Origin of the sequence: Dialister succinatiphilus YIT 11850 (genome assembly GCF_000242435.1) — a bacterium.
GTDB lineage: Bacteria > Bacillota > Negativicutes > Veillonellales > Dialisteraceae > Dialister > Dialister succinatiphilus.
The window spans coordinates 551,150-563,625 of record NZ_JH591187.1 but is presented as its reverse complement, the minus strand read 5'-3'; the positions used below and the strand labels follow the sequence as shown (position 1 = coordinate 563,625).

Here is a 12,476-nt window from a genome sequence, read left to right as displayed (position 1 = left end):
CGACGCCCGCAGGGCGGTTGGCCTGTTTTCCGACGGGCGAAAGCCCGGTTGTGAAGGTTTTATACAAACTGGCGCCTTCTATAAATTTAGAGGCGCCCTCCACAACCCTCGCGCCAAAGGCGCGTCAAACTTAAGCCCCTTAAGAACCTTCGGCCCAGCGGGCCGTCAACCCTCAAACCCCAAAGGGGCTTGTTCATATGGCGCCTGCCACCTGACAAGCAGGGGCATAAGTTTTAATGAGTGCAGACTCCTGCCTCATATGCATCACTAAGAACCCGCCAGCTCACCGTCTTATTTCTTTCCCTGCACGTAGAGCATATTATCTCTTTTGACCAGGTTGTACATGAGAGCGTTCACGCAGGATGCCACGATGGAACTGCCGCCTTTGGTGCCTCTCACGGTAATGTAGGGGCAGGGAGCGCGGCGTACCAGCTGTTCCTTGGAGTCCGCAGCGCCTACGAATCCTACAGGAATGCCGATGATGAGGGCCGGGCGGATGCCGTCTTCTTCTACCATGCGAATAGCTTCATAGAGGGCTGTGGGAGCGTTGCCTACGGCAATGATGGAGCCGTTCAGGTCGGTGCCGAAAGAGTTCATGGCTGCCATGGAGCGGGCAATGTTCTTTTCTTTGGCAATCCTGGCAATTTCCGGGTCCGCTACGCGGCAGAATACTTCGCCTCCCAGAGCGGAAAGAGCTCTTTTGTTGATGCCTGCTTTGACCATGTTCACGTCGCAGTAAATATTGCAGCCGCCGGCGAGGGCTTTGATGCCTGCTTCTACAGCGCCTTCGCTGGTACGGATGAGATGACCATAGTCCACGTCGCCGGAGGCGTGAATCATGCGGGAGTATACGGTCACTTCTTCCGGAGTGAGGTCGATGTCGCTGATAAAGGGATCAATGAGATCCATGCTTTTTTCTTCAATGGCTCTCGGGTTTTTGATGAAATCCATAATGTTCCTCCATATATTTCAAAACGCCTTCGGTGGTATCAAAGACCGGGACGCCTTTCAAATCTGCTTTTGGTTTATCGATAACGATGACGGAAATACCGCTGTCCATGGCTGCTTTCAGTTTGGTGTCGCTTCCGCCGATGAGTCCGCTGTTCTTGGTCACCATGACGTCGCAGTGATAATCGCGGATCATGGCCAGGTTCATTTCATAGGAAAAAGGTCCCTGGATGGCCAGAATGTTTTTGGCTTTCATGCCCAGGTCTTCACACATTTTTATCACATTGGATACGGGAAGCACCCTGGCCCAGATGGTTTTGTCCTGAAGGGAAGGTTCGTGGACGAAAACGGGAAGGGTTTTGGAGCCGGTGGTGAGAAGAACGCTCTTCCCCAGGCTGCCTGCCAGCTTCGCTGCTTCGTATTCATCTTTGGCATGATAGAGTTTGTCATAATCGGGAAGGGGAATTTCCGCCCGTTCATAGCGCACATAGTCGATGCCCGTTTCCCTGGAAGCGGCAAGGGCTGTTTCAGACACGATGGCGGCGTAGGGATGGCTGGCGTCAAGGATGAGGGTCACGCCCTTTTCCTTAATGACCCGCACCATGTCTTCTTTTTTGAAACGGCCCACTTCGATGTCAAGGCCCTTATGGGCAGCCAGCACCTTGCCGTACTGGCTCACCACAGTCATGAGGATTTCCCGGCGGCTTTCTTCCGGCTTGGCCATTTCCCGGTCAGCCAATTCTGCGCCGATTTCCCTGCCATCCTGGGTACCAGAAATAATCCAGATCAAACCTTGTACCCCCTTGGTGTAATCATGATACCATCAGCCACATAGGTGTTGCTGTTGCCGATAATGACGGTGGACTGCATGTCCACATCCGCTTCCGGCAGTTTTTCCAGAGTGGTAACGGTGGTGCTCATGCCTGGACGGCCGGCCTTTCTTACGATACCCACCGGTGTTTCAGGTTTGCGATATTCCAGCACAATGTCACGGATCTGGTCCAGATAGGTGGCACGGCCACGGCTCTTGGGGTTGTAAATGGCAATGACAAAGTCCCCTTCTGCTGCCAGGCGGGCTCTCCTCTTAATGAGATCCCAGGGAGTCATGAGGTCGGAGAGGCTGATGACTGCATAGTCGTGCATCAGCGGCGCTCCCAGGGCAGCAGCGGCTGTATTGGCAGCGGTGAGGCCTGGAATGATTTCACAGGAGGGCCGCTTTTCTCTGTCAACCTTCTCTACCAGTTCCAGTACCAGGCCGGCCATGCCGTAGACGCCGGGATCGCCGGAGGAAATGACAGCCACCTTGTGACCTTCTACAGCCAGGTCTACTGCTTTCTGGCAGCGGTCCACTTCCTGACGCATGCCATTTCCTACCACTTCCTTATCCCCGATGAGGTCTCTCACCAGGGCGATGTAGGTGTTGTAGCCTACGATAATATCAGAATCTTCCAGCGCCTTTACGGCTTTGGGAGTCATTTCCTCCTCGTGACCCGGTCCAATGCCGATGACCCGGATAATCCCAGGGCAATGGCCACCGTGGCACTTGCAAACTTCGTTTTCGGCAGAAGCGTTTTTCCCTTCATTGATTCCATTAACGCTGCTGATTGACATACGTTTCCCACTCCTATCGTGTTTTCTACAAATTTTGAAATCGGTAAACCAAAATCTTCCGTCACTTTCCTAAGTTCCTCTGCCTTATAGAAATGAATGGGAAGATGATGGTGCATAGCAAAATCAAGAAGGCCTTTTTCATCGGCCTTGGCATCCACACTGGCCAGGGACGCCACCTGGTATTCATAGGCCCGGGCCTGGAAAAGAGCTTTTTGGAAAGCGTCTTCAATGAGCGCTTCCGCTGTTCCCCGTTTGCAGCCTATGCCCACATACAGATTCTTCGGTATGAGTCTGACAAAAGGTTTGTCCGCATGGACTTTTTCATTGGAAATGATGACGCAGCCTTCAAACTCTTCCTTTGGAAGGTCTGACAGGGGCAGGAAGGAAATGCCTTTTTCAGAAAGCCGCTTTCCTATAGATACCGCTCCCTCTGTTTCCATATCGAGGAACCAGCACACTCTTTTCCCTTCGGCAATAAAGCTGTTCACCGGTTTCAGGGCCCCTAAAGGCTCCACCCGCATCATGAGCTCCCGGGCCACATCATCGGGGGCCCTTCGTTCATGGACATCGGTGGCTGTGGTAATGACGGGATCCGCTCCTGCCGCTGCCGCCACCTCCCGGGCCCAGGCATTGGCACCGCCCAGATGGCCGGAGAGAAGGGAAATGCAGTGCTTTCCGCATTCGTCCATCACCAGCACTGCCGGATCCGAAGCTTTGCTCACCACATGGGGAGCCACAGCCCGCACCGCAATGCCGGAGGCCATAATAAAGAGGAGGCCATCATACTTTGTGAAAATGTCCGAAGTGAGAGCCAGGGTGCGGTTGAAATACACCGCTTCTCCCCCACTTTCTGCTCCCTTTCTTTCATACAGCGTTCCTTCTCCGGAAATTCCATCTTTCACCCGCCGGCCAAGCAGGGCTCCTTCCCGGGAGACTGAAATCACTGCGTACTTCATTTTTCGTCAGTTCCTTTACGGAACATGGTGGTGAATTTGCTGTCATAAAGCTTGGACAGGTCATAGTCCGTATCCAGCACCTTGCCTACCACAATCATGGCCTGGCGCACCACGCCGGCTTTATGGAGAATATCGGCAATGGTATCGATGGTGCCGCGGAAAATCCGCTGGTCCGGCCAGGTAGCTCTTGCGACGATGGCCACCGGTGTATCACCCGGATAGCCGCCTTCCTTCAGGGTTTCCATCACCTTTTCAATGGCATGGACAGAAAGGAAGATGCACATGGTGGCCTGGTGGGCTGCCAGAAGGGACAGTTTTTCCTTAGGCGGCACCGGCGTTCTGCCTTCCATGCGGGTAATAATGACAGTCTGGGAAATCCCGGGCAGTGTATATTCCTGCTTCAGAGCAGCCGCGGTAGCCAGGAAAGAGCTCACCCCCGGCACCACTTCGAAATCCTCGTCAGGAATACCGGCAGCGCGGAGTCCATCCATCTGCTCCTGGATGGCGCCGTAAATGGCGGGATCCCCGGTATGCACCCGGGCCACCTTTTTGCCCGCTTTCAGCGCTTCAATTTCCACCTGAAGCACTTCGTCCAGATTCATGGTGGCGCTGTTATAAATGGCAGCTCCTTCTTTACCGTATTTCAGAATTTCCGGATTCACCAGGGAGCCGGCGTAAATAATGACATCCGCTTCGCTGATCAGTCTCTTTCCCTTCAGGGTAATGAGCTCCGGATCTCCGGGGCCTGCACCGATAAAATATAATTTTGCCATAAAAAACCTCCTCAAATTTTTTCTGCAGTAAATATGAATACAGGGCTCAGGGGATCATAGAGATGATACCTTCCCAATTTCCTGAGCCTGTTAATCTGCATCTGGAAACCTTCCAGGGTAAAGGGGCGGCCTTGAAATTCCCGCACCACTTCGCCTGTGGTTTCGGCAGTCACAGCGGTGAGCACCATGCGCCCGCCCTTGGGCAGAAGCTCCTCCGCCCTGTCAAGGATAGCATGCATATTACCGCTGGAACCGCCGATAATTACCACATTAAGAGGCGGCAGGCCGTCCATGGCCTCCGGCGCCGTCCCCTGTATAGTATGGATATTCTTCAATCCGAATTTTTCAGCGTTTTCCTCAATCAGCCGAATGCCTTCCGGATTTCTTTCAATGGAATACACATCCCCCTCGGAAGCAGCCAATGCCGCCTCGATGGAAATGGATCCCGTTCCTGCACCGATGTCCGCCACCCTGTCAGTGGGACGGATTCCCGCCTTCACCATTACCATGGCCCGGATTTCCGCCTTCGTCATCGGTACCTTTCCCCGAATAAACTCCTCATCACGAATACCAAATGTCTGCATCTTAGCCTATCACCACCATTACTGATTCACCAAATCCTTCCAGAGAGGCCAGTTTTTCCAGAGTAGACTCCTCCACCTGCTGGTTCTCATAGGAAATATGTTCGCAGGCTGCGGCCCTTGTATTCTTCGGCCACCCCTGTTTTATCAGATAACCGGCAATATAGGCAGGATTATGTTCATAATCCGTCAGAAATGCCAGCTTTCTGCCTTTTTCATAGGCCGTATCCTTCGTTTCCGGCACCCTTCCGTGGAAGGAAAGCCATCTGGCTCCCTGCCAGGGTTCGGAAATCAGACAGAATGCGGCCTGCACCGATGAAATACCGGGAATCACCTTCACCGGATGTTCGGGAAACTTCTTCTTCAGCCAGGGAAGAAGGCTGTAGAACCCGGGATCCCCGCTCACCATAACCACCACATCGCCCAAAGCGAGCTTTTCTGTAAGCCAGTCAGAAAGGAGGGACAGCTTTCCCGTCACCGGATAAGTCTCCTGTCCTTCTTTGGCATAGTCATGGAGCGCCCGCCTGCCGCCCACCAGGTAGTGGGCCTTTTCAATGGCCTCAAGGGCTTTGGGAAGGATGTAGTCCCGTCCCCCCGGTCCGATGCCTGCAACGATTAATGTATGATCCATTTGTTTTCCTCTAAAATCTCCTTTGCATGACTGCTCATGGCCTGGATGGTGCCGTCCATGGCGGCAAAAATAACGCCCACCTTCGCTTTACCGAAAATGTAACGCTCCGAACGCACCTGGGCCCGTTCAGCCATCTGACCATACACCATATCCAGATGCTCCCGGTGGATAATGATGGCAGCGCCGTCAGTGGTATTGCAGTCCATGATTTCCTTCACCACAGCAGGGGAAGCGCCGTTCATGGCGGCATAGGCAGCCATGGTTTCCATGCGGCCGTCGCTGTTCCTGTTATAGGTATGGAAACTGCCGGACGCCACCTTCACCAATTTCCCCATGTGGCCGATGAGAAGCATGCGGTCGAAGCCCCGGGCAATGCACTGCTCCATCATGAAGCCGATGAAATTGCTGGTCTCAATGATGGCCCCTTCCGGGATGCCCATGATTTTGGCCGCATTTTCGCCGATCCGTCCAGGACAGAGTACCGCCGTGCGGAACCCCGACGCCCAAACCACCGGCACCTGGGGCGCCAGAGACCGCTTGTAGGCGTCCTCGCTCATAGGCTTTACAATGCCTGTGGTCCCCAGAACGGAAATGCCGCCTTTCACGCCGATGGAAGGATTGAGCGTCTGTTTCGCCAGCTCCTCCCCCTTGGGGATAGAAACGGTGACGATGATGCCGTCATCCTTTGTAAAGAACTCTTCATACACATAACGGAGCATAATCTGGGGTCCCGGATTGATGGCCGGCTTTCCCACCGCCACCTGCAGGCCCGGACGGGTCACAATGCCCACACCCTTCCCGGCGCGAAGCTCCATGCCCGGCTCCCTTTTAAGTTCTACTGTCACCACAATGGGGGTGCCATTGGTGCAGTCCAGATCATCCCCCGCATCCTTCAGGCAGGTGGCACATCCCTTCTCGCCGTCTGCCTCTGCATGGTCCACAGGAATCACGATTTCCTGCCGCTGGGGAGAAAGGACGGTGACAGTCTTTGGAAATTCTCCTCTCATAGCCAGCACTGCCGCTTTCATGGCCCCTGCCGCCGTAGCACCGGTGGTATGGCCCTCGCGGAGCACCTTGCCAATCATTTCCTCTGGTTTCATTATCCCTTCATCTCTTTTATCTGTAATTCACAAACTGTAAGTCCATGGGAAGATCCTGCTGCTTCAGGAAAGCAATGCAGGCCTGCAGGGCATCCTTATCCTTTCCGCTGACCCTCACTTCGTCACCGTTGATTTTAGCAGACACCTTGATTTTAGATGCTTTCACCCGCTTCACGATATCCTTTGCCATGTCCGAAGAAATGCCGTTCGTCAGCTCCAACACCTGACGCACCGTGCCGCCGGCAGCAGGCTCCTTCTTTTCCTCCCTGATATTCTTCAGGGAAATCCCCCGCTTCACCAGCTTCGTATTCAGGATATCCCTCACCAGACGAAGCTTGAAATCATCATCACCGATGAGAGTGATTCTGCCATCTTCCAGAGACACAGAACTTTTGCTTCCTTTGAAATCATAACGGGTCCCGATTTCCCGGGCCGCCTGATTCACCGCATTCTGTGCCTCCTGCAGATCCGTACGGCACACCACATCGAAAGAATAATCCTTAGCCATCCTGTCCTCCTACTCCGGCAGGAATCCACAGAAATCTGTGACTTTCCACTTCCTTGTAAATGAAATTGATTACACCATTTCATTTTACCATATGCGGCGGGAAAAATGAGGAATTTTTATGAAAAAATTAAAAGCTCACCATGACGGCCAGGACGAGGATGACTCAGCAGCAGACAGGCTGCATTTCAACAAGCGAAAAGAAGTCCAACTTTTTACCACTCGCCAGGTATCAGCCCTCTTTCATTCGGGAATAGAGCCTTACCCTCCCATAGCTTAAAATCTCCCATCATTTTCCGGTGGAAATCCGCTCCCCCATTCAGTATAATGAAATCAGATACATGCATAATCCCATGAAAACCATGCATTCAATTCATATGAATCAATTTGAAAGGAAGGTCATCACTATGCCGCTTGTAGGAACTACTGAAATGTTTAAGAAAGCCTATAAAGGTCATTATGCCATCGGTGCTTTCAATGTGAACAATATGGAAATCATCCAGGGCATTATGGAAGCTGCCAAGGAAGAAGAATCTCCGGTCATTCTTCAGGCCTCCGAAGGCGCCCGCAACTATGCAGGGCAGGAATACATCGTAGGCCTCGTAAAAATTGCGCTGCAGGATTATCCGGAAATCCCCACCGCCCTTCACCTGGATCACGGTTCCTCTTATGAAATCTGCAAAGCCTGCATTGACGGCGGATTCTCCTCTGTCATGTATGACGGCTCCAAGCATCCCTTTGAAGAAAACGTCAAAGTCACAAAGCAGATCGTAGAATATGCCCATGACAAAGGCGTAGTCGTAGAAGCAGAACTGGGCCGTCTGGCCGGCGTGGAAGATATGGTCAGTGTAGATGCCAAAGATGCCATCTTCACAGACCCCGACCAGGCTGCGGAATTTGTAGAACGGACCGGCTGCGACTCCCTGGCCATTGCTATCGGCACCAGCCACGGCGCCTATAAATACAAAGGCGACCCCTATCTGGACTATGAAAGACTGGAAAAAGTAGGAAAACTCCTGCCCGGCTACCCCATCGTCCTCCACGGTGCCTCCACGGTAATTCCGGAATTTGTAGAAAAATGCAACCAGTACGGCGGCAAAGTGCTCGGTGCCAAAGGCGTGCCGGAAGACATGCTCAGAAAAGCTGCCACCATGGCAGTCTGCAAAATTAATATCGACACCGATATCCGTCTGGCCATGACCAGCGCCATCAGAGAAGCTCTCTACAAAGATCCCTCCAACTTTGACCCCCGGAACTACCTGAAACCAGCCAGAAATGCAGTAAAAGAAATGGTCAAGCATAAGATTGAAGCCGTCCTCGGATCCGCTCATACCATTTGAACCATTTGACCACTCATTGTGAATAAAAAGGGGCTGTGAAAAAATGTTCAAACATTTTTTCACAGCCCCTTTTTTGTTTGTATTTTTGTATAAAAGGTTTAGAAAGTTCAGCAGGGAAGGTTAAGGAAGCACTGATTAATTCATAGAGTCTGCTTTCATAAGAATTTTTATGCACTGCTTCGTCATGGGACTCCTTAAATAGCTCGCTATTCGCGTCGTCCCATTCCTCGCATTGCATAAAAATTCAAGAATAAAAGCAGACAGTGATTTAATCAGCGCTTCCTTAACGGGCCTCCACCCCGATCCTGGTCCCGGCTGCGCCTCAGAGGCGTCTTTATAAATTACTCAATAAAAAAAGCACCGCTTCCTGAGAAACGGTGTTTTCTTTCTGCTGATTAAGCGTTCTTTGCTGCTTCGCAGATCTTGGTGAAGCCTGCAGGATCGCTGATAGCCAGTTCGGACAGCATCTTGCGGTTCACTTCGATACCTGCTTTGGTCAGGCCTGCAATGAGCTTGCTGTAGGTCAGACCATTCTGACGAGCTGCTGCATTGATACGAACGATCCAGAGTTTACGGAATTCTCTCTTCTTGGATCTGCGGTCTCTTCTTGCATAGTAGAGAGCCTTCATGACTAGTTCGTTTGCTTTTCTGAACTGGGTATGACGGGCACCTCTGTAGCCTTTAGCCAGTTTCAGAATCTTCTTATGTCTTGCATGGGCGGTTACGCCGCTTTTTACTCTTGCCATTCTTTAAATCCTCCTTATTAGCCGTTTGGAAGCAATCTTGCTACACGTTTGTAATCAGACTTGGAAACCAGTGCTGCTTTCCTGAAGTTTCTCTTTCTCTTCGGGGATTTCTTTTCAAGAATGTGGCTCTTGAAGGCTTTATTTCTCTTGAACTGACCGGATCCTGTTTCGGTAAAACGTTTTGCCGCAGCGCGACGGGTTTTCATTTTCGGCATATCTGTCTCTCCTTTTTATGCTTTCGGGCCGATGACCATGGTCATGTTGCGCCCTTCTAATTTCGGTGGCTTTTCTCGAACAATGGAGTCACCGAGCTCTTTTGCAAAGCGATCAAGAACTTCCTGTCCCAATTCGGGATGGCTCATTTCTCTTCCGCGGAACATGATGGTCACTTTGACCTTGTTACCATCTCCGAGGAAACGCTGGGCATTCTTCAGCTTGACGAAGAAGTCATGGTCTTCAATGTTTGGACGAAGTTTGACTTCCTTAATCTGGAATACCTTCTGTTTCTTCTTTGCTTCTTTATCACGTTTCTGCTGCTCGTATCTGTATTTTCCATAATTCATGATACGGCATACCGGCGGACGGCCGTTAGGCGCCACCTCTACGAGATCAAGTCCCTTTTCTTCCGCAATGCGGATTGCTTCATGGAGCGTCATGATCCCCAGCTGTTCGTTTGTATCACTGACTACACGGACTTCTCTGGCCCGAATCTGTTCATTGATACTCAGTTCTTTACCTATTCTTTTCACCTCCGAAAAAGAAATCATTGCAAGTAAAAGGCGGACAGCATACACCGTCCGCCCCGAGTTCATACGTAAACCTTAGTAGCCTGCGCCTTGTAAGGTGAGAAGCGGATGACTTCTGCTTGCAATTAATCACATGAACAATAATACATCATGAAATTCAGTCTGTCAAGTCATTTCGTAAAACCCGGTGAGCCAGGCCAATGGTGACTTCATTGAAGTGAAGCACCCCTACCCCTACGAAAACGGCGACGCAGAGATGTTCTTTCCAGCGGGCAATACCGATCTTGCCCCCTACGTTCATGCCAATGGCCATGAGCTTCACCTGTTCGATAGCGGATTCCATAGCGCCAAGCACCGAGCCGTCACCTACATGGGTATCAGAAATGACATGCTGCCTCTGGGCAGCCACAATGGCAGATTCAAAAATCTTGGGAAGAATATCCGTGAATTTACCACCAAAATTAACAGCAACGGAACGGATGCCCTGGGCCGCCAGCTTTTCCTTCAGCTCGTTTTCATCCGCCCTGGTTTCCGACAAAGCCATGCGCACGGCGGCTCGTGCCACATCAGCGCTCTGAAATTCCCTCTGCATATCAGTATTCCCTGCTCTTGATTTCCTGCATCAGGCCGGCAATGAACATGGGAACCATCATGGAGCCCTTGTCGCCATCTTTGCGGCTTCTGATAGAAACGGTGTGGGACTTTTCTTCTTTATCCCCTACGATGAGCATGTAAGGAACCTTTTCCATCTGGGCTTTGCGGATCTTATAGCCCAAAGTTTCATTGGCCTCTTCCAGTTCTACGCGGATATTGGATTCGGAAAGGGTCTTGGCCACGGATTTAGCATAGTCCATATGCTTTTCAGTTACCGGAATAACCTTGACCTGTACCGGAGCGATCCAGGTGGGGAATGCGCCAGCAAAATGTTCGATGAGGATGCCGATGAAACGTTCCAGGGAGCCATAACCTGCACGGTGCAGCATGACAGCTCTGTGCTTTTCACCGTCTTCGCCGATATAGTTGACGTCAAACCGTTCCGGCAGCTGCATATCCATCTGAATGGTGCCGCACTGCCAGGTACGTCCCAGGGAGTCCTGTACGTGGAAATCCAGCTTCGGGCCGTAGAAAGCGCCATCCCCTTCATTAATCTGGTAGGGAACGCCGGTCTTTTCGATGGCTTCGCGAAGAGCGTTGGTAGAAATTTCCCACAGTTCATCGCTTCCCATGGAATTTTCCGGACGAGTGGACAGTTCCACATGGTATTCCAGTCCGAATACGCCGTACATCTTCTTGTACATGGCCATGCACTTGATGACTTCTTCCTTCATCTGGTCCTGGGTCATGAAAATGTGGGCATCATCCTGGGTGAAGCAGCGTACACGGAAGAGGCCATGGAGCGCACCGCGGAGTTCATGACGATGAACGAGGCCGAATTCGCCGACACGCATAGGCAGATCCCTGTAGGAACGCTGCTGGGTCTTGAAATAGAGAATTCCGCCGGGGCAGTTCATCGGCTTAATGGCATAGTCTTCATCATCGATCTTGGTGAAGTACATATTTTCTTTGTAATGATCCCAGTGGCCGGACTGAATCCAGAGCTGTTTGGAAAGGATTACCGGTGTCATGATTTCCACATAGCCGAATTCCTTGAACAGTTCTCTTTCATAATCCATGAGCATATTTCTGAGAGCCATGCCCTTTGGATGGAAGAAGGGGAATCCCGGGCCTTCATCATGGAAGGAGAAGAGGTCCAGCTGCTTGCCCAGCTTTCTGTGATCTCTCTTTTCTGCTTCGCTGCGGATAAAGAGGTAATGATCCAGATCTTCCTTCTTGAAGAAGGCGGTAGCATAGATACGCTGGAGCATCTTGTTCTTGGAATCACCGCGCCAGTAAGCGCCGGCTACGGTCATAATCTTGAATACCTTCACCTTGCCGGTGGAACGCATATGGGGACCTGCGCAGAGGTCTGTGAAATCGCCCTGTTCGTAGAGGGAAATCTGTGCATCTTCAGGAAGGTCATTGATAAGCATGACCTTGTAATCCTGGCCTTTGTCCTGGAAGAACTTCAGCGCTTCGCCGCGGCTTACCACTTTCTTGACCAGAGGAATGTTTTCTTTGGAAATCTTGGCCATTTCTTTTTCAATGGCTGCGAAATCTTCCTGGCTGAATACATGGTCAGAGTCCAGATCATAATAGAAGCCGTCATCAATAGCCGGTCCAATGGCAAACTTGGTGCCCGGGAACAGATGCTGGATAGCCTGGGCCATTACATGGGAAGCGGTATGGCGCAGAGTAAAGAGGCCTTCCTTATCTTCCTTGGTAAAAAATTCAACTTCACTGCCATCCACAATGGGATCACGGAGATCTGTCAGTTCACCGTTCACCTTAGCCACAATGGCATCCCTGCCAAGGCTGTTGGAAATGGCTTTCGCAGCATCGGCCAGGGAAATGGCAGATTCAAACTGCTTTTCCTTGCCGTCTTTCAATTTGATTGTAATCATGAAAATCTTCCTTTCCTATTTGTTTCCAGGCCGCTGGG

16 protein-coding genes are annotated in these 12,476 nt (G+C 51.4%); 2 read left to right on the top strand and 14 right to left on the bottom strand.

Annotated elements, in window-relative coordinates; translation table 11 throughout:
* Positions 1-291: 291 nt before the first annotated feature.
* The 9 genes from HMPREF9453_RS02350 to HMPREF9453_RS02310 are packed head-to-tail and all read right to left on the bottom strand — an operon-like array spanning position 292 to position 7,108.
* A complete protein-coding gene (locus HMPREF9453_RS02350) occupies positions 292-951 on the bottom strand; it encodes a precorrin-8X methylmutase (RefSeq protein ID WP_008858964.1) in 660 nt (219 codons plus the stop codon).
* Entirely contained in the window at positions 920-1,738 is an 819-nt protein-coding gene (gene cobK, locus HMPREF9453_RS02345; RefSeq protein WP_008858963.1) for a precorrin-6A reductase, read from the bottom strand. Before cobK ends, HMPREF9453_RS02350 begins: the two co-directional genes overlap by 32 nt.
* On the bottom strand, positions 1,735-2,424 hold the full coding sequence (cobJ, locus tag HMPREF9453_RS02340; RefSeq protein ID WP_008858962.1) for a precorrin-3B C(17)-methyltransferase: 690 nt from the start codon (positions 2,422-2,424) through the stop codon (positions 1,735-1,737). The genes cobK and cobJ overlap by 4 nt, the downstream gene beginning before the upstream one ends.
* On the bottom strand, positions 2,421-3,515 hold the full coding sequence (locus HMPREF9453_RS02335) for a cobalt-precorrin 5A hydrolase (protein ID WP_008858961.1): 1,095 nt from the start codon (positions 3,513-3,515) through the stop codon (positions 2,421-2,423). The genes cobJ and HMPREF9453_RS02335 overlap by 4 nt, the downstream gene beginning before the upstream one ends.
* Positions 3,512-4,288 (bottom strand): precorrin-4 C(11)-methyltransferase, encoded by a 777-nt coding sequence (gene cobM / locus HMPREF9453_RS02330; RefSeq protein ID WP_008858960.1) that lies wholly within the window; start codon positions 4,286-4,288, stop codon positions 3,512-3,514. Before cobM ends, HMPREF9453_RS02335 begins: the two co-directional genes overlap by 4 nt.
* 11 nt (positions 4,289-4,299) lie before the next feature.
* Positions 4,300-4,872, bottom strand: a complete 573-nt coding sequence (gene cbiT, locus HMPREF9453_RS02325) for a precorrin-6Y C5,15-methyltransferase (decarboxylating) subunit CbiT (RefSeq protein WP_008858959.1) — start codon at positions 4,870-4,872, stop codon at positions 4,300-4,302.
* Position 4,873: 1 nt separating this feature from the next.
* On the bottom strand, positions 4,874-5,500 hold the full coding sequence (cbiE, locus tag HMPREF9453_RS02320) for a precorrin-6y C5,15-methyltransferase (decarboxylating) subunit CbiE (protein WP_008858958.1): 627 nt from the start codon (positions 5,498-5,500) through the stop codon (positions 4,874-4,876).
* Complete coding sequence (cbiD, locus tag HMPREF9453_RS02315) at positions 5,485-6,600, bottom strand: cobalt-precorrin-5B (C(1))-methyltransferase CbiD (RefSeq protein ID WP_008858957.1); 1,116 nt, start codon at positions 6,598-6,600, stop codon at positions 5,485-5,487. The genes cbiE and cbiD overlap by 16 nt, the downstream gene beginning before the upstream one ends.
* A gap of 16 nt (positions 6,601-6,616) precedes the next feature.
* Positions 6,617-7,108, bottom strand: coding sequence for a YajQ family cyclic di-GMP-binding protein (locus tag HMPREF9453_RS02310; RefSeq protein ID WP_008858956.1), 492 nt, complete (start codon positions 7,106-7,108; stop codon positions 6,617-6,619).
* A gap of 118 nt (positions 7,109-7,226) precedes the next feature.
* Here HMPREF9453_RS02310 and HMPREF9453_RS11870 point away from each other — a divergent pair, with 118 nt between their 5' ends.
* Together HMPREF9453_RS11870 and fba are read left to right on the top strand one after the other, a co-directional pair.
* Complete coding sequence (locus HMPREF9453_RS11870; protein WP_008858955.1) at positions 7,227-7,385, top strand: hypothetical protein; 159 nt, start codon at positions 7,227-7,229, stop codon at positions 7,383-7,385.
* A gap of 127 nt (positions 7,386-7,512) precedes the next feature.
* Complete coding sequence (gene fba / locus HMPREF9453_RS02305) at positions 7,513-8,445, top strand: class II fructose-1,6-bisphosphate aldolase (RefSeq protein WP_040379486.1); 933 nt, start codon at positions 7,513-7,515, stop codon at positions 8,443-8,445.
* Between the two features lie 395 nt (positions 8,446-8,840).
* Here fba and rplT read toward each other — a convergent pair whose 3' ends face one another.
* The 5 genes from rplT to thrS all read right to left on the bottom strand — a co-directional run bounded on the left by rplT (position 8,841) and on the right by thrS (position 12,438).
* Positions 8,841-9,191, bottom strand: coding sequence for a 50S ribosomal protein L20 (rplT, locus tag HMPREF9453_RS02300; RefSeq protein ID WP_008858953.1), 351 nt, complete (start codon positions 9,189-9,191; stop codon positions 8,841-8,843).
* 17 nt (positions 9,192-9,208) lie between these two features.
* Complete coding sequence (rpmI, locus tag HMPREF9453_RS02295) at positions 9,209-9,406, bottom strand: 50S ribosomal protein L35 (RefSeq protein ID WP_008858952.1); 198 nt, start codon at positions 9,404-9,406, stop codon at positions 9,209-9,211.
* Positions 9,407-9,421: 15 nt separating this feature from the next.
* Positions 9,422-9,958: a translation initiation factor IF-3 gene (infC, locus tag HMPREF9453_RS02290; RefSeq protein ID WP_071986741.1), complete on the bottom strand. Its 537-nt coding sequence runs from the start codon at positions 9,956-9,958 to the stop codon at positions 9,422-9,424.
* Positions 9,959-10,094: 136 nt separating this feature from the next.
* The gene (locus HMPREF9453_RS02285; protein WP_008858950.1) at positions 10,095-10,529 is read right to left on the bottom strand and encodes a HutP family protein; all 435 of its coding nucleotides are present in this window, start codon (positions 10,527-10,529) and stop codon (positions 10,095-10,097) included.
* A 1-nt stretch (position 10,530) separates the two neighbouring features.
* Positions 10,531-12,438, bottom strand: coding sequence for a threonine--tRNA ligase (thrS, locus tag HMPREF9453_RS02280; RefSeq protein ID WP_008858949.1), 1,908 nt, complete (start codon positions 12,436-12,438; stop codon positions 10,531-10,533).
* Between the last annotated feature and the right edge of the window lie 38 nt (positions 12,439-12,476).